Origin of the sequence: Paraburkholderia sediminicola (assembly GCF_046027355.1) — a bacterium.
Taxonomy (GTDB): domain Bacteria; phylum Pseudomonadota; class Gammaproteobacteria; order Burkholderiales; family Burkholderiaceae; genus Paraburkholderia; species Paraburkholderia sediminicola_B.
Genome location: NZ_JAQQEK010000001.1, coordinates 607,405 through 627,313 on the forward strand (window position 1 = coordinate 607,405; position 19,909 = coordinate 627,313).

The following is a 19,909-nucleotide window of genomic DNA, read 5'->3' on the forward strand; positions in this document are numbered from 1 at the left end:
GTCGCGTGGCGATGGTTCACCATCCCACCCTGCATCTCGATGCGAAAAGCCCTTTAAACAGGGCACTTTCGCGCGCTGGTGCGATTTTTCAGCGAATTGGCACACCCTTTGCAGTGTCCTGCGCATGACAAAGCGCCACCGTTCGATTACGGCGCTCCCTATATAAGTCCGCGCTAAACGCGGGCAGGAGACAAGCACAGTGCCATCGCCCATCACCGTCGGCGTGATCGCGAACCCTGCGTCGGGTCGCGACATTCGTCGCCTCACTTCCTATGCGTCGGTGTTTCCGACCTCCGAGAAAGCCAACATGGTGGTGCGCTTGCTGGCCGGGCTCGGCATGCTCGGAGTAACACGCGTGCTGTGTCTGCGCGACCGGACCGGCGTCGCGGCGCTGCTGCTGCGCGCGCTCGACACGCACGACGCCATCGCCGCGCAACAACGCTGGCCGGAAGTCGAGTTCATCGAACAGCCGATCACCGACAGCGTCGCCGATACCCACGCGGGGGTCGCCGCGATGCTGCAGGCGGGCGTCGAGCTGATCGCCGTGCTGGGCGGCGACGGCACGCACCGCGCCGTCGCCGCGCATTGCGGGAGAGTGCCGCTACTCACCTTGTCCACCGGCACCAACAACGCCTTTCCGGATTTGCGCGAAGCCACCGTGGCCGGCCTTGCCGGCGCGCTCGTCGCGTCGGGCGCGGTGCCGCCGGATGTGGCGCTGATGCGCAACAAGCGGCTCGTGGTGCGCTGCACGGCCGGCCCGAATCGCGGCCGCGAGGAGATCGCGCTGGTCGATGTCTGCGTGAGCCGCCAGCGCTTTGTCGGCGCGCGGGCCGTCTCCGATCCGGCCGATATCGAAGAACTCTTTCTCACGTTCGCCGCGCCCGACGGCATCGGACTCTCGTCGATCGGCGGAGCCTGGGCGCCCGTGGAGCGCACCGCGTCGCACGGTTTGCATCTGCGCTTCGCCGCACCCGGTGAATCCGGCGTGCCGCTGGTGGCGCCGATTGCGCCGGGCCGCGTCGAGCGCGTGCTGATGCGCACATGCGAACGCTTCGAAGTCGGCGTGTGGCGGCCGCTGGAAACCGAACACGGCACGCTCGCCTTCGACGGCGAGCGCGAAATCGAACTGGAGCGCGGCGACCGCTATGAGATCGCGCTGGATTGGGAAGGGCCGCTGACCGTCGACGTCGAACGCACGCTGCGTTTCGCGGCGTCGCGTCAACTGGTGCGGGAAGTGGCAAACGTGGTTGCGCATCAAACGTAGGTTGTGGGCAGGCAGTGCATTCATTCCAAGGAGACACACCATGTCGGTTTCAACTGAGTTGAGCAAGGAAGAGCTACTGAAGGCGTATCGCATGATGCGTACGATCCGCGAGTTCGAGGAGCGTCTGCACGTGGAATTCGCGACCGGCGAGATTCCCGGCTTCGTGCATCTGTACGCGGGCGAGGAGGCGTCGGCGGTCGGCACGATGCTGCATCTGAACGACGCCGACTATGTGGCGACCACGCACCGCGGTCACGGCCATTGCATCGCCAAGGGCGTGGACGTGCGCGGCATGATGGCCGAGATCTACGGACGCAAGACCGGCGTGTGCCACGGCAAGGGCGGCTCGATGCATATCGCGGATCTGTCGAAAGGGATGTTAGGTGCGAACGGTATCGTCGGCGCGGGCGGGCCGTTGATTTGCGGCGCGGCGCTGGCGGCGAAGTACAAGAAGTCGGGCGGCGTGGGCGTGTGCTTTTTCGGCGATGGCGCGTCGAATCAGGGCGTGATTTTCGAATCGTTGAACCTGGCCTCGGTGTGGCGGCTGCCGGCGATTTTCGTGGCGGAGAACAACGGCTACGCGGAAGCGACGTCGTCGACGTGGTCGGTGGCGACCGACAACATCGCGGACCGCGCGAGCGGCTTCGGCATGCCGGGCGTGATCGTGGACGGCTTCGATTTCTTCGCGGTGCATGAAGCGCTCGGTGAAGCGATCGAACGGGCGCGCAAAGGCGGCGGCCCGACCCTCGTCGAAGTGAAGTTCTCGCGCTATTTCGGCCATTTCGAAGGCGACGCGCAAACCTATCGCGCGCCCGGTGAAGTGCAGAAACTGCGCGACGAGAAGGATTGCCTGAAGCGTTTCGAAGAGCGCGTGGTGCGCGCCGAAATGCTAAGCGCGGATCAGTTGCGTGGTGTGGATGCCGAGGTGAAGAGTCTGATCGACAGTGCGGTGGCGGAAGCCAAGGCTGCGCCGCTGCCGACTGCTGAAGACCTGCTGAGCGACGTCTACGTGTCCTATCCGTAACGCGCGCGTTGCATACCTAAACGATTGGAGACAGACATGGCACGCAAGATCACATTCTCTCAGGCAATCAACGAAGCCCTGAGTCAGGAAATGGCCCGGGACGAAACCGTCATCGTGATGGGCGAGGACAACGCGGGCGGCGCCGGATCGCCCGGTGAACAGGACGCGTGGGGCGGCGTTCTCGGTGTTACGAAGGGACTGTTTCACAAGTATCCGGGCCGTGTGCTCGACACGCCGCTCTCCGAAGGCGGCTATATCGGCGCGGCAGTCGGCGCGGCGGCCTGCGGCATGCGGCCGGTCGCGGAGCTGATGTTCATCGACTTCATGGGCGTGTGTTTCGACCAGATCTTCAATCAGGCTGCCAAGTTTCGCTACATGTTCGGCGGCAAGGCGGTCACGCCGGTCGTGATTCGCGCGATGCAGGGCGCGGGCCTGCGCGCGGCGGCCCAGCATTCGCAGATGCTGACCTCGTTGTTCACGCACATCCCCGGACTGAAAGTGGTCTGCCCGTCGACGCCGTATGACGCCAAGGGTCTGCTGATCCAGGCGATCCGCGACAACGATCCGGTGATTTTCTGCGAGCACAAGTTGCTATACAGCCGCGAGGGCGACGTGCCCGAAGAGTCGTATGCGATTCCGTTCGGCGAAGCGAACGTCGTGCGCGACGGCGACGACGCCACGATCATCACCTACGGACGCATGGTGCACTACGCCACCGAAGCCGCTGAAAAACTCGCCAAGGACGGCATCCAGGTCGAGGTGATCGACTTGCGGACGACCTCGCCGCTCGACGAGGAAACGATCCTGGAGAGCGCGAACCGCACCGGACGCGTGGTCGTGGTCGACGAAGCGAATCCGCGCTGCTCGATCGCCACCGACATTTCCGCGCTGATTGCGCAGCGCGCGTTCCACTCGCTGAAGGCGCCGATCGAAATGGTGACCGCGCCGCATACGCCCACGCCGTTTGCCGGCGTGCTCGAGGACATGTATATCCCGTCGGCCGCGCAGATCGCCGAGGCCGTACTGAAAGTGAGGGCTTGAGCGATGCCGATCCATATGATCACGATGCCCAAATGGGGCTTGTCGATGGAACAGGGACAGGTCAACGGGTGGCTCAAGGCCATCGGCGACAAAGTGGTGAAAGGCGACGAGATTCTCGACGTGGAAACGGACAAGATCTCGTCGGGCGTCGAGTGTGCGTTCGAGGGCATCCTGCGCCGGCAGATCGCCCAGGAAGGCGACACGCTGCCGATCGGTGCATTGCTGGCAGTGGTGGCGGACGCGGAGACGCCGGACGCGCAGATCGACGCCGAGGTCGAAGCGTTTCAGCGCGACTTCGTGCCGGCCACGTCGGCGGATGGCGACAGTGGCCCGCAACCGGAGAAAACGCAGATCGGCGGGCGCACCGTGCGCTATCTGAAACTCGGCGAAGGCGGCACGCCCGCACTGCTGATTCACGGCTTCGGCGGCGATCTGAACAACTGGTTGTTCAATCACGCCGATCTTGCCGCGCATCGTGCCGTGTGGGCGCTGGATCTGCCGGGTCACGGCGAATCGGGCAAGACGCTCGACACCGGCAGTGCCGACGAGCTCGCGGACAGCGTCATCGCGTTCATGGACGATCGCAACATCGACAAAGTGCATCTGATCGGACACTCGATGGGCGCACTGATCGCGATGACCGTGGCGGCGAAAGCGCCCGGGCGTGTGGCGTCGCTGGCGTTGATCTCGGGTGCGGGTCTGGGCAAGGAGATCAATGGCGACTATATCCACGGCTTCACTGAAGGCAGCAATCGCAACGCGCTCAAGCCGCAGCTAGCGAAGCTCTTCGCCGACCCGAGTCTCGTGACGCGTCAACTGGTGGAGGACATCGTCAAGTACAAGCGGCTCGAAGGCGTGCCCGAGGCGCTGCGCAAGATCGCGGCGTCGGCCTTCGACGGCAACGTGCAACGCGCGAGTTATCGGGACCGGCTGGCGGAACTCGCGCCGCGCAGTCTGCTGATCTGGGGCGCCGGCGATCAGATCATCCCGGCCGCGCATGCGCAGGGCCTGCCAGGCGACATCCGCGTTCATGTGCTCGATGGCAACGGGCATATGGTGCAGATGGAGGCGGCCTCCGAAGTGAATCGTCTGCTCAACGATTTTCTGGGGGGCTGAGATGGACGCCGCATTGCATGGCGACAGCGTCACCGCGCTCGGTCAGCACGGCAAGCGCAGCGCTGACAAGCTCGCGCGGATTCCGGTGAAGATCGTGCCGGCCACGGACGGCGAGGTCTTGCCGAAGCCGCCGTGGCTGCGCGCGAAGCCGATGATGAGCGAGACGGTCGCCGGCATTGCGGCGATCCTGCGCGAGCACCGTTTGCATTCGGTCTGCGAGGAGGCGATGTGCCCGAACATCGGCGAGTGTTTTGCGCGGCGCACCGCGACGTTCATGATCATGGGCGGCATCTGCACGCGGCGCTGTGCGTTCTGCGACGTCGCGCACGGCCGCCCGGCGCCATTGGACGAAGCCGAGCCCGCGCGGCTTGCCGATGCCGTGGCGGCGCTCGGCTTGCGCTATGTCGTGGTGACGTCGGTGGATCGCGATGATCTGCGCGACGGCGGCGCGGCGCATTTTGCAAGCTGTGTCGCGTTGCTGCGCGAGCGAGTGCCGGGCATTCGGGTCGAAGTGCTGACGCCGGATTTTCGCGGACGCGTCGAGCGGGCTTTGCAGGCGCTTTCCGGCGCGTGGCCGGATGTCTTCAATCACAACCTCGAAACGGTGCCCGCTCTCTATCGTGCCGCGCGCGCGGGCTCGGACTATCAGGGTTCGCTGCAACTGCTCGCGCGTGTCAAAGAGGCGAACGAGGCGATGCTGACCAAATCAGGGTTGATGGCCGGATTGGGGGAATCCGACGCAGAACTGCTCGACGCAATGCGCGATCTGCGCGCGCATCGCGTGGACATCTTGACGATCGGGCAGTATCTCGCGCCGTCGCGTTTTCATATGCCGGTGCGGCGGTATGTGTCGCCGCAACAGTTCGACGCCTGGCGCGAGGCGGGCTTGGAGATGGGCTTTCGCGAGGTGGTGGCGGGGCCGCTGGTGCGCTCGTCGTATCAGGCGGACCAAATTGCCGATGTCGCCATGGCGCGTGCAACGCAATGATATGAAGAACGGTTGCCGCCCTCGCTTGTTGTTGTAGACCGCAGCGAGGAGCGGCACCGCCGCCGTTTAAAAGCAGGCGCGGGCCGCCATTTCGCTTGCAACAATCTATGTCGGAATATGTCACGCAGCGCGAAAAACGCCCGCAAACCCTTGTCGCACGGGCCTTCGTCGTGGTGAAACAGGGTGACATATCTTCCTTGTCGATTATGTCGGCGCGTCCTCCTATAGTCCGTTTCGTCGCCACGCAGCAGTGACAGAAGTGGCCCGAATCCAAGAAGGACATACCGTGAAAAATCGTTCGTTCGTCGCCCCGGCCGCCGCCTCTGTCTTTGCCTCTGCAACCGACTCAGTGACGACCGCTTCATCCGCCCGCGGCGCGCTGCGCAAACTCGTCCTCTCCGCCACGGTCGCCGTGCTCGCGCTCGGCAGCGCATCGGCGTTCGCCTGGTCGCAACACGGCACGGCGTACACCTCGCGCGGCACCTATAACGGCGCGCGTTACGGCTCGTGCGGCGGCAGTAGTTGCTCGCATGCGGGTGGCGTCGCCGGCCCTTACGGCGGCCTCGCGACCAACACCGGCACGGTGACGCGCAATGCGCCGGGCCAGTTCTCGAATTCGGGCACCGCGACGGGGCGCTATGGCAACTCCGTCCAGCATGCAGGCGACACCAACTGTGCCGGCGGCACGTGCTCGCACACCGGCACGCTCACGGGACCGGACGGCAAGACGGCCACCACGTCGGGCGATGTCACGAAGACCGGCACGGGGCAGTATTCGTCGTCGGGATCGGTGACGGGATCGAACGGCAACACGGTCAACCATTCGGCGTCGACGAATTGCGCCGGCTCGACGTGCTCGCGTTCGGGCACCGTCACCGGTTCGGATGGCGGAACCGTCAACCACTCCGGTTCGGCCACGCGTGTGGCACCGGGCGTCGTGACGACCTCGACGAGTGTGACCGTCACGCACGGCAATACGGTGACGTCGAGCGGGACGGTCGTGGCGACCACCGGTGTCGTCACGACGGGCGGCACGACGGTGGTGGTGGCGCCGAAGCCGGTCGTGGTCGCGCCGCCGGTTGTGTATGTGCCGCCGCCTCCGGTCGTGGTGACGCCGCCGGTTGCCTATGTGCCGCCGCCGGTTGTCGTGACGCCTGCACCGGTGGTGGTTGCACCGAAGCCTGTCGTGGTCGCGCCGCCGGTTGTCTACGCACCGCCGCCCCCGCCGCCTGCCGTGTATGTCGCTCCGCGGGTCGTGTATGTCGCGCCGGCGCCGCGTCCGATCGTGTGGGTGCCGGGCCACTGGGTCGGGCGTGTCTGGGTGCCGGCGCACTGGGCGTGATGGGCGCGGCTATGCGAGTCAAATCCCGCGTGACAGCTGAGCAAAGTGGCGACATGGTGTGCCGATCGTCATTCGATGGTTCTTCGACACGGAGGTTTTATAAAGCAGGCGCGTTGGCAGCGATGGTGGTGGCTGTGGGAGTGGCGATTGCAATGAGCCGCTCCGTGGCACCAGTCGATACGCGTGGGGCGAGTGGATCGTCGCAAGAATGCTCCGCCCGCTACGCCGCGTTGCTCGATCTTGCGGAATTGGCGAGACGCGACGGCAAATCATCCGAGGTGGTCGTGCGCGGGCTGAGCGACAGAGGCGGCGCGATGAGCGGATGTTTGTCGATGGGCGGCAGCGCTGATGCGGATTAGCGTTGTGGTTGTCACTCGCGCCACTTGCGCCACAAAAAAAGCGCTCCCGGTTCCAGAACCGGGAGCGCTTTTTGCCATGCGCGGTGTAGTGGCCTTCCGCGCTACCGCCCTTGCTGCTGCAAATACTGCCTGACGTCGCTCAGCGTCACACTGCCTTTATGGCTCGTGTCGATCTGATCGAAGTGCTTCGCCACAAAGCCGAGACCCTGGGTTTGCGCCTGCGCTTTCGTGACGGACGCGCCATTGCTGAGCGCCGAGTTCGCCCCAAGACGCGCCTCGAGCCGTTGTTGCGCTTGCTGCTGCAATGCCGTGCCGGTCGACGGCGCGATCGGCGCCGCCCGGTTTTGCGGGAAGAACGGACCGTCGACGCCGCGTGCGCCGTTGGGCGGCGTCGCGGGCGCTACCGCTTGCGGCGGCAACGCGTACGCACTGCCGACCACGCAGCCGAGAGCAATCAACGGGGAGACACGCCGTAACTTATCGATAAGAGACATGATGACTCGCATGGATTGAGTGATTAGGGTATCGCGAACCAGGTTCCGTGAAGGCTCCGTCAAGGCGCCGTCACTTGCGCCGTGGCGGTGGCGGTCGGCTCGCTGGCGGGACTTTCGTCGCGCCACGGCGCCGGCAGCGTCCAGAGCGCGAGCGCATCGGGAAGCGGCGTGCCGCGGTAGAAGCGCACGAGGTCGCGCTTCATCAGCGGACGGGCGACGTCGTCAAGATAGATCATGTGGCCACCCTGGAAGAAATTGACCTGCAAGTCAGGATTCAGGCCTGGCACGGTCTGCAACCGCGCCAACTGCTTCTCGGTATTGAGGAACGGCGTGGCCAGATCGTGGAAGCCGTTTTCCGAGAGCACCCTGAGTTGCGGATTGAGCGTCAGCGCACCGAGCAGGTCGGGGATCGTGTCGGGCAAGGCCTGCCCGTCGTGCGAGAAATCCCACACCTCGATGATGTCGTCGTTCAGCGGCATATAGGTCGCATTCGGCGCCGTGTAGCCGAGATAGTCCGGCATCTGGGTGGCGAGCGCCGTGGTGAACGGCTGCGAGATCAGGATGTCGGACGGATCGGAATCGCTTTGCAGACGCGGATCCGAATTCGGCAACGACACGCGCCCGTCATAGCGGCCGATCGTCGTGCCGGGCAGCAGGCTCGTCGAGAACGGATCGCGGTTGAAATAGCCTTGCAACGCCTGCACCGTCAAACCCGATGGCAAGGTCCACGACTCGATCGTTTTCGCATTGGGGAACACGGGCTTGCCCAACGCGCCGGGTATGCCGAGTTGGCTGAGCACCCATGACTGCGAGTAACGCCTGAACTTCTTATATTCCGCCGTCACGAACAGCGTGGTCTGCAACGCGTAGAGATCCTGATTGAGCGGCGCCGGCGACGCCTGGTTGTAGTACGCCGCGACCTCCGCATAGCCGGGGAAATAGCCCGCCAGCGTATCCGTATCGAGCGCCAGCTCTTCCGACGACTCCGTGATGGCGACCGCTTCGATCGCATCGGCGAAATAGTTCAGGATTGCCGATTGCAGCACGATGCCGGTCAGATGCACGCCGGCGGATTCGAGCGCCAGCGCCAGCATGTCGGTACGCGGCGTGCCGTACGACTCGCCATACAGATAGATCGGCGAGCTGCTGCGATTGTTGACCGCCAGATAGCGCTGGATGAAGTCGCGCATGATGTTGACGTCGGCGTCGGTGGTCCAGTACTTCTTGTTCGTGTTCGGCAGAATCGCTTCGGAAAGCCCGGTTCCCGGCGGGTCGATGAAGACCATGTCCGTGGTGTCGATCAGGCTTTCCTTGTTATCCACGAGTGGGTAGTTCGGCCAGTTGCCGAACACCGGGTCGGGCGTGGCCACGCGCGTCGGCGCGAATGAGCCGAGCCGCAGCCAGATCGAGGAGGAGCCCGGGCCGCCGTTGTAGACGAACGTGACAGGGCGCGCCGCACCGTTCGTGCCGGGCGCGGTGTACGCCACATACGACATGGTGGCTTCGGGGTTGCCGTTCGCATCGGCCGCCGTCAGATGGCCGGTGGTGGTGGTGTAGTTGATCGGCGTCCTGCCGAGCGTCCACTGGTAGTGCATCACCGCCGCCTTCTCCGAGGCCTGGGCGGGCGCGAGGCCGTCGTTGGCCTTGGCCGAATAGGCGACCGGGTCGATATAGGTTTGATTGGCGGTCGGCGCCTGCGGCTGCGAGGCGGCCTGAGCGCTGAGTTGCTGATTCGCGGCGCTCTGCTGCATGCTCACGGCCGTGCCGGACGACGAACCGCCGTCCCCGCCGCCGCATCCGCCGAGCAGCATGACTGCCGCTGCCATTGTCATTGCCAGAATCCCTGGAGCCGGCAGCTTGCGCTGACGAAAAGGGCTATTGCCTCGAAGACGCTCGTCTCGTTTCATCTCTATCCTCGGTGGTGGATTCAGATACCTTTTCACAAAGGCCGCCATAGCGGATGAAGATGCATCGGAGTTCGAAATATTCTGGATGCATCGCCGCAATACAGCGGTGGAGACCAATTTGCTTAAAAATGCATAGCCATTTTCCCGCTATGCAGGATGAGTAGAATAACTAAATAGTGTGATTGAATATTCCGGTTGTCTCCGGCATGTTTATCCGCAATCGAATATTCGTATATTGGCGGCAGATAAAAAATAGGTGACGCCGTAGTCCTTTGTCAAGGACGCGACGAATTTCCGTAATGACGGCTTCGGAAAGCTGCGCGTGGATTCGTGCGGAAGTGAATGCGTACGGACTTTACGCCGCTATTAATTCGCTGATTATTTATTACAAAATTAAAATTGTTGTTTGCTAAACGTAATGATTAATTGGTGTCGCATTGCCGGACTATGCCGGTTGATTTTCCGGGCGAATCAGATTGCGTTCCAGAAATACCGCGCCGGCAATCGGATTGAAGACATAAGCCGGAATCCGTTCGAAACCCAGCGACGCATAAAGCTCGAGCGCGGCCTGCATGGTCGGCAGCGAGTCGAGACGAATGCGGTGATATCCCGCGTCTCTCGCGATATCGCAAATGCGCGTCGCCAATTGCCTGCCGGCCTGCAGGCTGCGTCCCGCTGGACGGACATAGAGCCGTTTCATTTCGCACGTCGTATCGTCGAGAGGCCGCATGGCGACGCAGCCAACGAGTTCTTCTTCGTTGTGCGCGAGAAGCACCTGGCCTCGCGGTGTCGCGAATTTGCCGGGCAAGTCGGCGAGCTCGGACTCGAAGTTCTGGAAGCCGAGATCGATGCCCAGGCTCTCGGCGTATTCGCGGAAGATGGCCCGGACCGCTTCCAGTTGCTCTGGGAATTGGGCGGTCGTGATCTGGATCATGGGTTTTCGTCAGTCGTGCGGTCCTATTGCGGTTCCACTAGCACCAGCGGGAAGCGGATCTCGAACGTAGTCCCCACACCTTCGCGCGAGACGAAATGGATGTGTCCGTTCAACACGCGGCACAGTTCCTTGACAATGGCGAGACCGAGGCCCGTGCCGGGAATATCTTCGCCCGCGGCGCGCTCGAATTCGTCGAACACGCGGTCCGCATCCGAGGGCGCGATGCCCACGCCGGTATCCGCGACGCGAATCGACCAGTGTTCCGCGTCGGCCATCGCGAAGTTCAATTCGATTTCCCCCGACTTGGTGTACTTGGTCGCGTTGGAGAGCAGATTGACGGCAATCTGTTTGAGCTTGAGACGATTGGATGTGACGGCCGTCAACGCAGGGTCGAACGCCGCGCGCAACGTGAGTCGTTTTGCCTCGATCGACGGGCGCGACGAGGTGACGAGTTCATCGTACAGCTCGCGCAGTTCAACCTGTTCGAATGCGAACGGGGCGCCGTCGCCGAGCACCACGGAATATTCGACCATCTGCTCGACGAGCTGTTTCATGTCGGCGGCCTGGCGGTTCGCCAGCGTCAACGCCGTTTCGGCTTTTGCAGGCGCGCGCGAGATCAATTGCAGCGCGATGGAAAACGTGTTCAGAAAGTTGCGCAGATCGTGGACCACGCTGCGTGTAATCTGCATGCGCGACTCATACAGGTCGCTTACCAGCCGCTGCTTCAGCATCAGCTCGTGATTGGCGCGCTCTAGCCGGCCGGTGTACTCGTCGATCTTGCGGTCCCGTTCGCTGACCACTTCCTTGATTGACGCGAGCGTGACCATGCTGAAGGTTTCGGCGATCAGGCGCCGCGCGCGGCTCTCATGGCGGCGCGTGAACGTGCTGTCGAGACTGGCGAACTCCTCGAGCGCTTCGGCCAGAACCTGATCGAAGAGATCGAGTTCGCGCACCAGCTCCTCGATACGATAGCACTGGCGCCAGCGCACCTTGCCATGTTTTCTCGCATCGCGCTCGAGGGCCGTCTCGACCCGTTCGAGATCCTCGACATCGAGCGCCGCGCACAGTCCTTCGAGAAGTTCCGGCAGATGATCCGCGAGTTGCTGATAAGTGAGTTTGTCCGCTTCGACGAGATCGGAGTCGCCGAATACGGCATTCATCCATTGCTCGGTGAGCCGGGTCCGTTCCGCGCGAACGAAGTCAGCAAAATTGCGCAGCGGGCTAACGCGTGTGTCGGTCATGATGGCGCATTGGGGTGAAGTTTCTACAACATACAGAGGCTTGAACCACCCAAGCGCGTCGGACTGGAGGCGCATGGCGTGCCTCACAGGACAGGTACTTTCGGCTGGAGTCAATTGAAGGCCTGGCTGGCAAGCTCTGCGCCCTCGCGTGTTCCGAAAGCGTCGCTGCAGCCGATCATTCGCACCATTATCACCGCAATTGGCAATTGTGGAACACCTCTTGCGGCGCTGTCGGCAGATGACAATAACGCTAACTCGAACGTTTAACCCGGCGGCCCCTGATGCACTCAATCTTGCTGGTGGACGACGAGCCGGAAATCCTGGCAGCGTGGCGCCTGATACTCGAGAACGAAGGTTACGAAGTTGGTTGCGCGAGCAACGGCGCGGAGGCGGTTGCGCGTGCCGCAATCCGTGTTCCCGCCCTGATCATCACCGACTGGATGATGCCGCTGATGGATGGCGCTGAGTTGTGCCGTCGGCTGAAGGCGATACCGGAGCTCGCCAACGTGCCGATTCTCATGCATACCGCTGTTTCGCCGCCCGACGGCGCGGTCAAGAACTGGGATGTCTGCTTGAGAAAGCCGGTGGGCGCGGAGCTTTTTTTGACGACGGTCGCGCAACTGTGCAAGCAACGGCATTAGCTATTGATGGATCACCGCAACGGGCAGTTTCTTCCGAATCGCGCGTGTCGCCTCTTCGGTGACCGGCAATATTGCCCTCTGCGAATTTCTCTCCGCCTCGCATCAGGCCGGATTCAGCACCTTCAAAAAATCGACGAACGCGCGCAACGGCGCGGGCAAATGACGATGCCCCGGATAATAAAGAAACGGGCCTGAAAAACGCTGCCACCACGGCTCCAGAATCGGCTCCAATGCGCCGCTGTCGAGATGCGGGCGCAGCATGTCTTCGAACAGGTGAATGACACCCACGCCCGCGACGGCCGCGCTGACCGCGAGATCGATCGCCGCGCCCGGCCGCACCAGCAGCGGTCCCGAGGGATTCAACTGCAACACTTCGCCGTCGCGCTCGAAATACCAGATCGGCATGGCGCCGCCGGCGAACTGGCCGCGCAGGCACGCATGCGAAAGCAACTCACTGGGATGATCGGGACGGCCGTGCGCGTCGAGATAGCTCGGCGCCGCCGCCGTGGCGAAGCGTTGCACGCGTGGTCCGATCGGAATCGCGATCATGTCCTGTTCGAGCCGATCGTCATAGCGAATGCCGGCGTCGCAGCCGATCGACAGCACGTCGACGAAACCATCCTCGACCACGACCTCGACGCGGATGTCGGGATACGTCTTCAGGAACGCGGCGATGATGCCCGGCAAGACGATTCGGGCGGCGCTCGACGGCACGTTCAGTTTGAGCGTGCCGGCCGGCTTGTCCCTGAGCACGTTCAGCACGTCTAGCGCCGCTTCCATCTCGCTGAAGAGCGGCGCCAGCTTCTCGATGAGACGCAAGCCGGCCTCGGTCGGCGCCACACTGCGCGTGGTGCGGTTGAGCAGGCGCAGGCCGAGCTTGGCCTCGAGGCGGCGCACGGCGATGCTCAGACTCGACGCCGACACGCCGCTGACGCGCGCCGCGTCGCGAAAGCCGCCTGCGCGGGCGACCGAGGCGAAGGCGGCCAGATCATTCAATTCCATAACGATTGTGCAGAATTTTAAACAACCCGTACACGTTAGACGGCTTTATTAAACAACGCAACCGCGTCCATACTTCCATTCAACACTCACCAAGGAGCGCGTCATGTCGAATCTCAATACCACGGACACCTTCCCGCTGGCCGGCCGCCTGGTGCGCCGCATGGGCTACGGCGCCATGCAACTCGCCGGACCCGGCGTGTTCGGGCCGCCGAAGGATCGCGATGCAGCGCTCGCCGTGTTGCGCGAAGCGGTGGCGTCGGGCGTCAATCACATCGATACGAGCGATTTTTACGGGCCGCACATCACCAACCAGTTGATCCGCGAAGCGCTGCATCCTTATCCCGGCGACCTCGTGATCGTCACCAAGGTGGGCGCGGTGCGCGGCAGCGACGGCGCGTGGCTGCCGGCGCTCGAACCGGACGATATCGAGCGCGGCGTGCACGACAATCTGCGCAATCTCGGCCTCGATGTGCTCGAGGTCGTGAACATGCGGATCATGGGCGACGTGCACGCGCCCTCTGAAGGCTCGATCGAGAAGCAGGTGACGGCGCTTGCCGAACTCCAACGGCGCGGGCTCGTGCGCCATATCGGTTTGAGCAACGTGACGGCGACGCAGATAGCCGAAGCGCAGCGCATTGCCGAAATCGTCTGCGTGCAGAATCACTACAACGTGGTGCACCGGGAAGACGACGCGTTGATCGACGAACTCGCGGGGAAGGGGATCGCGTATGTGCCGTTCTTCCCGCTTGGCGGGTTCACGCCGATTCAGTCGTCAGCGCTGTCGGATATTGCTCAAACACTCGGCATGACGCCGATGCAAGTGGCGCTCGCGTGGCTGCTGCAGCGGGCACCGAACATCCTGCTGATTCCCGGCACGTCGAGCGTCGGGCACCTGCGTGAAAATCTGCAGGCGTCGCAATTGAAATTGTCCGCCGAGGTGTGCGCGGAACTGGATGCGATCGGCCGCGCTAACAGCGAAGCGTGATCGCAAGCCACGGCGATTTCACGCCGAATTCGCGATGTACTCCCGCAGCCACTGATGCGCCGGATCGCGGTGCGAGCGCTCGTGCCAGAGCATCGCGATCTCGTAGCCCGGCACTTCCAGTGGCGGCTCGACCACCCGCAGCGCACTGTTGCCGCGTACCAGTCGCGCGGGCAGCATGCCCACCAGGTCGGTACTCGCGAGCGCCGACAACATGAACAAAAAGTGCGGCACGGACAGCACGACCCGGCGTGTCATGCCGGCCTTCGCGAGCACTTCGTCCGTCACGCCGGCAAATCCACCGCCGTCCGGCGACACGATTACGTGCTCCAGTTTGCAGAACTGCGCGAGCGTCGGCCGGCGCTTCAGACGCGGATGGCCGGCGCGGCCCACCAGAACATACTGCTCGGCGAATAGCACCCGATGGCGCAATCCTTCGGGCGCGCCTTCGCTGGTATGAAATCCCAGATCGATCTCCCCCTGTTCTGCTTGCCGCGCGATACGCGGTGGCACCAATTCGACGACGGCGAGGCGCGTGCCCGGCGCCGCCGCGCGCAGGCCGGCCAGTGCGGGCAGGATGATCGTCGATTCGACGTAGTCGGTCGCGGCAATGTGCCAGCTTTGCGTCGCTTCGGCGGGATCGAAAGGGCGTGCCGGCGCCACCGCGCGCTCGAGTGCCTCGAGCGCTTCGCGCAAGGGTTCGCGCAACGCCTCGGCGCGCGCGGTGGGCCGCATGCCTCGCGGTCCGGGCAGCAACAGCGGGTCGCCGAGGACCTCGCGCAGTTTGGCCAGATGCACGCTGACCGACGGTTGCGAGAAGTTCAGCCGCTGCGCCGCGCGCGTGACGTTGTGTTCCGACAGCAGCACGTCGAGCGTGACGAGCAGGTTGAGGTCGAGCCTCCTGAGATTATTCATGGCTATACCTGACATATTGGCAATTCATTTCCAATATACTGGAGCGAGGGCTATCTTTGGTTTCTTTTAGCCATGAAGGCCATGTGATGAACGTTCTTCTTGTTTATGCGCACCCGGAACCCAAGTCGTTGAATGGGTCGCTCAGGGACTTTGCGGTCAAACGTCTTGAAGATGCCGGACACACCGTTCAGGTATCCGATCTGTACGCAATGCAGTGGAAAGCATCGCTCGATGCAAACGACAGCCTCGCGAAACAACCCGGTGAGCGCTTTGATCCTGCGCTCGACTCGAAGCATGCGTTCGAGAATGGGCTGCAGAGCAAAGACATCGAGCTCGAACAGGAGAAGCTCGTGTGGGCGGATGCCGTGATTCTGCAGTTTCCGCTCTGGTGGTTCACCATGCCGGCCATCCTCAAAGGCTGGGTGGAGCGCGTGTATGCGTACGGTTTTGCGTACGGCGTCGGCGAGCATTCCGACGCGCGCTGGGGCGAGCGTTACGGCGAAGGCACACTCGCCGGCAAGCGCGCGATGCTGGTGGTCACGACGGGCGGCTGGGAATCGCACTATAGTCCGCGCGGCATCAATGGTCCGATGGACGACGTGCTGTTCCCGATTCAGCACGGCATTCTGTATTACCCTGGCTTCGACGTGTTGCCGCCGTTTGTGATCTACCGCACGAGCCGCATCGATGAAACGAACTATCCAGAAGTGCGTGATGCACTCGGGCAGCGTCTCGACGATCTCTGGAACACCGCGCCGATTCCGTTCCGGCCTCAGAACAGCGGCGCATACACGATTCCGGAACTGACGTTGCGGGCCGATATCGAGCCCGAAAAAGTCGGCTTCGGCGCGCACGTCGAATAGGATTCGCGGGACTATTACCGCAACCCCAAGCTGACGGGATCGTAGGTTTCGCTGAAATTTGGTTGTAAGTCGCCATTGCTAGAGTCGTCGACAGAATTGTGCCGCCGTGTGCCGGACAGTGTTCTTCGGACTCCTGGAAAGGGAAGAGCGACAAACCATGAATAAAGCTCGTGCGTTCTGGCTCATTCTGACGCTGCTTTTTACGACGCCTGGCTGGGCGTTTCAGGCGCGGGTCGTCACCATTCCGAGCGCGGCCATGCATAAGTCGCTCGAAGCGACGGTCGTGCTGCCGGATCAATACGCGCGCGGCAAAGCGGCTGATCGCTTTCCGGTCGTCTATCTGCTGCACGGCTCGGGCGGCAATTACACCGACTGGACCTCGAATTCGCAGATCGGCAAGCTGGCGGACCGCTATCACGTGATCCTCGTGATGCCCGATGGCGGCCACGAAAGCTGGTACATCGACAGTCCGGTCGATCCGCACAGCCGGTACGAAACCTATGTGGGCACGGAGGTGGTGAGCTACGTCGATGCGCATTTCCGCACGATTGCGACGCGTCAGGCGCGCGCCATTACCGGCTTGAGCATGGGCGGTTTCGGCGCCTTGCGTATCGCGCTGGACCGGCCGGACGAATTCGGCGCCGCGGGCAGTATCAGCGGCGCGGTGGATCCGCGTGGCTGCGAGGACGAGCCCGGCATCGACCAGGTATTCGGCGATCCGATGCGGCATGCCGATTTCTGGAACAACGAGGCGATCGTCGAGAATGCGCGCAGTTTCGGCAATGCGCATATCGCGCTGACGATCGACTGCGGGGTGAACGACTCGCTGGTGCAATCGAACCGGACGCTGCATGAGCGCCTGGTCGAACTCGGCGTGCCGCACGACTACGCGGAGCGGCCCGGCGGCCACACCTGGAAGTACTGGGCCAACGCGGTGCAGTATCAGGTGCTGTTTTTCGCCGGGGCGTTCAAGCGCAACGGGGCCATTGCGGCCAGCGCCGCGGCTTGAGGCTGTGCCCGCGCGCTGTGGGACGGCGTCGAGCCGCCCACGGATCCATCAATCGATACCGTGAAACACCGCATCGTCCGGGCCGAGATAGGCGGGCGGGCGCCATGCCGCATCGCGCATGGAATGCTGGACCAGTTTCTCGACGCCCAGCAGCACCGCGAAAATCGCCATCCGCACCGGAATGCCGTTGTCGGTTTGCCGGAAGATCGCCAGCCGTGAATCGTGATTCAGGTCCACGCTCAGATCGTTCGCGCCCGGCCGGCTGTCGCGCGGCAGCGGGTGCATGATCAGCGTATCGGCGCCGCACACGCTATCCACCAGCGCCTGATTGATCTGGAAATCCGGCGTGTAGCCTTCGAACGATTCGTCGGTGAAGCGCTCCTTCTGGATGCGCGTGGCGTACACCACATCGGCGCCGCGCAACCCGGCGGTCAGATCGTGAGTCTGCTCGATCACGTGGTCGTTGCGTGAAATCTGCTCGAGGATGTAGCTCGGCATTTCGAGCATGGGCGGCGAGATCAGCGTGAATTTGATGCCGCGGTACAGCGCCAGCAGCTTGACCAGCGAGTGCACGGTGCGCCCGTATTTGAGGTCGCCGACCAGCGCGATATGCGCGCCGTCGACGATCTTGCCAAGGCGCGAGAACTCGCGCTGAATCGTGTACAGATCAAGCAGCGCCTGGCTCGGGTGTTCTCCCGGCCCGTCGCCGCCGTTGATCACCGGCACGTTGGTGGCGCGCGCGAATTCGGCCACCGAGCCTTGCTCCGGATGGCGGATCACCAGCGCGTCCACATAGCCGCTCATCACGCGGCTGGTGTCGTAGATCGACTCGCCCTTGGCCATCGACGAAAACGTGAAGCCGGTGGTGTCGCAGACCGAGCCGCCCAGCCGGCAGAACGCCGCGCCGAAGCTCACGCGGGTGCGCGTGCTAGCCTCGAAGAACAGATTGCCGAGCACCGCGCCTTCCAGCACGCGGGAGATTTTGCGGCGCCGGGCGATCGGCTGCATGATGTCGGCCACGCGAAACAGCGCTTCCACCGAGTCGCGCGAGAACTGATCCACCGAGAGCAGCTGCGGCTTGCCTTCGAACAGCATCTGGCTGGCGAGCGACTGTGAGTCTACGCTTTGCGTATACTTTTCGCCGGGCTCGCCATGCACGACGATTTCCGACACGAAGCGCTCGACGATTTCCGGCATAGCCCGCGATTCCTGCGAGTCGTCCGGCAGGAGCCACGTGTCGAGCGCCCGGCGCGATACGCCGATGCGGCTCGCGAACGTGTCGCGCGTCATGTTCAGGCGACGCATCGCATCGCGTAGGAAGGCTTGTTGCGGGACGCTCATGAGGCACCTGTCGGAAGAGGGGATGGCGGGCTGATGTACGCGGTGCGTATATTAGTTTTCCTGCGGCAGAAGTCAAGCAATTTCGCGATGGACTTTGCCAAGCCGCGCCGGTCGCGGTTACACTGCGTCTCATGCATTCCGGCCCCACGCTCAGACTCCGCCCGTCGACCTCCGCACGTCTCGCTCACGCGAGCGTCGTTGCCGCACGCGCGTGGGGTTCGAACGTCGGCGCCAAAGCCAAAAAACAGCCGCTCATCTGACCGGAGCTCGCTGTTCCGTCAGATGTGCGACGGAACAGCCGGTCAACGCCCGCCTGGGCACTTTCCTGTCTTTCCTCCCTCGCACTGCCTGACGGAATCGATACGGTCGTCATCGAGGTAAAGACATGTCTATTTTTTCGGGTATCTGGGTTCCGCTCATCACGCCGTTCGCCGACGGCGCCGTCGATCACGCCGCCTTGCGCGCGCTGGTGCGCCGCTATACCGGCGCGGGCATCGCCGGGCTGGTCGCGCTCGGCACGACCGGCGAACCCGCCGCGCTCGACGCCGCCGAACAGGACGCCGTGCTGGCGACGATTCTCGACGAAGCGCAGGCCGCCGCCCATCTGGCGCAGGACGGGCGAGCGCTGCCGGTGCTGGCCGGCGTATCGGGCAATCACACGGCGAGCATGCGCGAGCGCATCGAGCAATTGAACGCACTACCGGTTGCCGGCGTACTGATGGCCGCGCCGTATTACATCCGGCCTTCGCAGGCGGGGATCGTCGGGCATTTCATGGCGCTTGCCGATGCCAGCGAGAAGCCGGTCGTGCTGTACGACATTCCGTATCGAACCGGCGTGCGGTTCGAACTCGACACGCTGCTCACGCTCGCGGCGCATCCGCGGATTCAGGCGGTGAAGGATTGCGCCGGTTCGCTCGACACCACGCTCGCGCTGATTCGCGACGGCCGCCTGCAGGTGCTCACCGGCGAGGACATCAATATTTTCAATACCTTGTGTCTGGGCGGCAGCGGGGCGATCGCGGCGTCCGCGCATGTGCGGCCCGAGCGTTTCGTCGAGATGTATCGCGCGCTCGCGGCGGGGCGGCTCGCCGATGGCCGGCGCATTTTCCATTCGCTCGCGCCGCTGATCCAGGCGCTGTTCGCCGAACCGAATCCCGCCCCGGTCAAGGCCTTGCTGGCCGCGCAAGGCCTGATACGCGACGAACTGCGCATGCCGATGACGCGCGCCAGCGGTGCGCTGATCGAGCGGCTCGAAGCGCTGGCTGAACGGGAGCGTAGCGAGTCGCAGGAGACCGAAGTATCGGTTTGAGCGGGCGCTCATGGCGAAACAGAGGGCATGCGCGGCACGGCGTACGCGCCGCGCGTGACACATCGTCCCATCGTCCTGTATTTGAGATGATGCTTCGTGCTGCCAGGGGATAATCGGCGCCTCTGTTCCTTATCGCG

19 protein-coding genes are annotated in these 19,909 nt (G+C 63.4%); 12 read left to right on the forward strand and 7 right to left on the reverse strand.

What is annotated here, in order from left to right; translation table 11 throughout:
• Positions 1 to 199: 199 nt before the first annotated feature.
• The 7 genes from PQR42_RS02805 to PQR42_RS02835 all read left to right on the forward strand — a co-directional run bounded on the left by PQR42_RS02805 (position 200) and on the right by PQR42_RS02835 (position 7,134).
• Positions 200 to 1,264, forward strand: a complete 1,065-nt coding sequence (locus PQR42_RS02805) for an ATP-NAD kinase family protein (RefSeq protein WP_408387567.1) — start codon at positions 200 to 202, stop codon at positions 1,262 to 1,264.
• Positions 1,265 to 1,304: 40 nt separating this feature from the next.
• Entirely contained in the window at positions 1,305 to 2,288 is a 984-nt protein-coding gene (locus PQR42_RS02810) for a thiamine pyrophosphate-dependent dehydrogenase E1 component subunit alpha (protein WP_408210980.1), read from the forward strand.
• 36 nt (positions 2,289 to 2,324) lie between these two features.
• The gene (locus tag PQR42_RS02815; RefSeq protein ID WP_408387568.1) at positions 2,325 to 3,329 is read left to right on the forward strand and encodes an alpha-ketoacid dehydrogenase subunit beta; all 1,005 of its coding nucleotides are present in this window, start codon (positions 2,325 to 2,327) and stop codon (positions 3,327 to 3,329) included.
• A gap of 3 nt (positions 3,330 to 3,332) precedes the next feature.
• A complete protein-coding gene (locus PQR42_RS02820) occupies positions 3,333 to 4,445 on the forward strand; it encodes an acetoin dehydrogenase dihydrolipoyllysine-residue acetyltransferase subunit (protein WP_408387569.1) in 1,113 nt (370 codons plus the stop codon).
• A gap of 1 nt (position 4,446) precedes the next feature.
• Positions 4,447 to 5,433, forward strand: coding sequence for a lipoyl synthase (gene lipA / locus PQR42_RS02825; RefSeq protein ID WP_408387570.1), 987 nt, complete (start codon positions 4,447 to 4,449; stop codon positions 5,431 to 5,433).
• A 286-nt stretch (positions 5,434 to 5,719) separates the two neighbouring features.
• Entirely contained in the window at positions 5,720 to 6,775 is a 1,056-nt protein-coding gene (locus PQR42_RS02830; RefSeq protein ID WP_408387571.1) for a hypothetical protein, read from the forward strand.
• A 152-nt stretch (positions 6,776 to 6,927) separates the two neighbouring features.
• On the forward strand, positions 6,928 to 7,134 hold the full coding sequence (locus PQR42_RS02835) for a hypothetical protein (RefSeq protein WP_408210968.1): 207 nt from the start codon (positions 6,928 to 6,930) through the stop codon (positions 7,132 to 7,134).
• Between the two features lie 101 nt (positions 7,135 to 7,235).
• Here the strand turns inward: PQR42_RS02835 and PQR42_RS02840 are convergent, their stop codons facing one another.
• From PQR42_RS02840 to PQR42_RS02855, 4 genes are all read right to left on the reverse strand, one after another.
• Positions 7,236 to 7,628, reverse strand: coding sequence for a 2-oxoglutarate dehydrogenase (locus tag PQR42_RS02840; RefSeq protein WP_408210965.1), 393 nt, complete (start codon positions 7,626 to 7,628; stop codon positions 7,236 to 7,238).
• A 59-nt stretch (positions 7,629 to 7,687) separates the two neighbouring features.
• A complete protein-coding gene (locus tag PQR42_RS02845; RefSeq protein WP_408387572.1) occupies positions 7,688 to 9,535 on the reverse strand; it encodes a S10 family serine carboxypeptidase-like protein in 1,848 nt (615 codons plus the stop codon).
• Positions 9,536 to 9,980: 445 nt separating this feature from the next.
• Positions 9,981 to 10,469, reverse strand: a complete 489-nt coding sequence (locus PQR42_RS02850) for a GNAT family N-acetyltransferase (protein ID WP_408387573.1) — start codon at positions 10,467 to 10,469, stop codon at positions 9,981 to 9,983.
• A 23-nt stretch (positions 10,470 to 10,492) separates the two neighbouring features.
• Positions 10,493 to 11,710: a sensor histidine kinase gene (locus tag PQR42_RS02855; protein ID WP_408493553.1), complete on the reverse strand. Its 1,218-nt coding sequence runs from the start codon at positions 11,708 to 11,710 to the stop codon at positions 10,493 to 10,495.
• A gap of 281 nt (positions 11,711 to 11,991) precedes the next feature.
• Between PQR42_RS02855 and PQR42_RS02860 the strand changes: the two genes are divergently transcribed.
• Positions 11,992 to 12,351: a response regulator gene (locus PQR42_RS02860; protein ID WP_408210955.1), complete on the forward strand. Its 360-nt coding sequence runs from the start codon at positions 11,992 to 11,994 to the stop codon at positions 12,349 to 12,351.
• Between the two features lie 102 nt (positions 12,352 to 12,453).
• Here the strand turns inward: PQR42_RS02860 and PQR42_RS02865 are convergent, their stop codons facing one another.
• Entirely contained in the window at positions 12,454 to 13,353 is a 900-nt protein-coding gene (locus tag PQR42_RS02865) for a LysR family transcriptional regulator (protein ID WP_408387575.1), read from the reverse strand.
• 103 nt (positions 13,354 to 13,456) lie between these two features.
• Here PQR42_RS02865 and PQR42_RS02870 point away from each other — a divergent pair, with 103 nt between their 5' ends.
• A complete protein-coding gene (locus PQR42_RS02870) occupies positions 13,457 to 14,338 on the forward strand; it encodes an aldo/keto reductase family oxidoreductase (protein WP_408387576.1) in 882 nt (293 codons plus the stop codon).
• Positions 14,339 to 14,356: 18 nt separating this feature from the next.
• Here the strand turns inward: PQR42_RS02870 and PQR42_RS02875 are convergent, their stop codons facing one another.
• Positions 14,357 to 15,265, reverse strand: coding sequence for a LysR family transcriptional regulator (locus PQR42_RS02875; protein ID WP_408387577.1), 909 nt, complete (start codon positions 15,263 to 15,265; stop codon positions 14,357 to 14,359).
• Between the two features lie 71 nt (positions 15,266 to 15,336).
• Between PQR42_RS02875 and PQR42_RS02880 the strand changes: the two genes are divergently transcribed.
• Both PQR42_RS02880 and PQR42_RS02885 read left to right on the forward strand, forming a co-directional pair.
• On the forward strand, positions 15,337 to 16,113 hold the full coding sequence (locus PQR42_RS02880) for an NAD(P)H-dependent oxidoreductase (protein ID WP_408387578.1): 777 nt from the start codon (positions 15,337 to 15,339) through the stop codon (positions 16,111 to 16,113).
• A 157-nt stretch (positions 16,114 to 16,270) separates the two neighbouring features.
• Complete coding sequence (locus tag PQR42_RS02885; RefSeq protein ID WP_408387579.1) at positions 16,271 to 17,122, forward strand: alpha/beta hydrolase; 852 nt, start codon at positions 16,271 to 16,273, stop codon at positions 17,120 to 17,122.
• A 48-nt stretch (positions 17,123 to 17,170) separates the two neighbouring features.
• Here PQR42_RS02885 and PQR42_RS02890 read toward each other — a convergent pair whose 3' ends face one another.
• Positions 17,171 to 18,463 carry an aspartate carbamoyltransferase gene (locus PQR42_RS02890; protein ID WP_408210939.1) on the reverse strand — a complete coding sequence of 431 codons (1,293 nt, stop codon included), beginning with the start codon at positions 18,461 to 18,463 and terminating at the stop codon, positions 17,171 to 17,173.
• Positions 18,464 to 18,848: 385 nt separating this feature from the next.
• Between PQR42_RS02890 and dapA the strand changes: the two genes are divergently transcribed.
• The gene (dapA, locus tag PQR42_RS02895) at positions 18,849 to 19,772 is read left to right on the forward strand and encodes a 4-hydroxy-tetrahydrodipicolinate synthase (protein WP_408493554.1); all 924 of its coding nucleotides are present in this window, start codon (positions 18,849 to 18,851) and stop codon (positions 19,770 to 19,772) included.
• The last annotated feature ends 137 nt before the right edge of the window (positions 19,773 to 19,909 follow it).

Coding starts and splice junctions, on each gene's coding strand:
- PQR42_RS02810 (WP_408210980.1), top strand. CDS start 1,305: ATGTCGGTTTCAACTGAGTTGAGCAAGGAAGAGCTACTGAAGGCGTAT.
- PQR42_RS02815 (WP_408387568.1), top strand. CDS start 2,325: ATGGCACGCAAGATCACATTCTCTCAGGCAATCAACGAAGCCCTGAGT.
- PQR42_RS02820 (WP_408387569.1), top strand. CDS start 3,333: ATGCCGATCCATATGATCACGATGCCCAAATGGGGCTTGTCGATGGAA.
- lipA (WP_408387570.1), top strand. CDS start 4,447: ATGGACGCCGCATTGCATGGCGACAGCGTCACCGCGCTCGGTCAGCAC.
- PQR42_RS02835 (WP_408210968.1), top strand. CDS start 6,928: ATGAGCCGCTCCGTGGCACCAGTCGATACGCGTGGGGCGAGTGGATCG.
- PQR42_RS02840 (WP_408210965.1), bottom strand. CDS start 7,628: ATGTCTCTTATCGATAAGTTACGGCGTGTCTCCCCGTTGATTGCTCTC.
- PQR42_RS02845 (WP_408387572.1), bottom strand. CDS start 9,535: ATGAAACGAGACGAGCGTCTTCGAGGCAATAGCCCTTTTCGTCAGCGC.
- PQR42_RS02850 (WP_408387573.1), bottom strand. CDS start 10,469: ATGATCCAGATCACGACCGCCCAATTCCCAGAGCAACTGGAAGCGGTC.
- PQR42_RS02855 (WP_408493553.1), bottom strand. CDS start 11,710: ATGACCGACACACGCGTTAGCCCGCTGCGCAATTTTGCTGACTTCGTT.
- PQR42_RS02860 (WP_408210955.1), top strand. CDS start 11,992: ATGCACTCAATCTTGCTGGTGGACGACGAGCCGGAAATCCTGGCAGCG.
- PQR42_RS02865 (WP_408387575.1), bottom strand. CDS start 13,353: ATGGAATTGAATGATCTGGCCGCCTTCGCCTCGGTCGCCCGCGCAGGC.
- PQR42_RS02870 (WP_408387576.1), top strand. CDS start 13,457: ATGTCGAATCTCAATACCACGGACACCTTCCCGCTGGCCGGCCGCCTG.
- PQR42_RS02875 (WP_408387577.1), bottom strand. CDS start 15,265: ATGTCAGGTATAGCCATGAATAATCTCAGGAGGCTCGACCTCAACCTG.
- PQR42_RS02880 (WP_408387578.1), top strand. CDS start 15,337: ATGAACGTTCTTCTTGTTTATGCGCACCCGGAACCCAAGTCGTTGAAT.
- PQR42_RS02885 (WP_408387579.1), top strand. CDS start 16,271: ATGAATAAAGCTCGTGCGTTCTGGCTCATTCTGACGCTGCTTTTTACG.
- PQR42_RS02890 (WP_408210939.1), bottom strand. CDS start 18,463: ATGAGCGTCCCGCAACAAGCCTTCCTACGCGATGCGATGCGTCGCCTG.
- dapA (WP_408493554.1), top strand. CDS start 18,849: ATGTCTATTTTTTCGGGTATCTGGGTTCCGCTCATCACGCCGTTCGCC.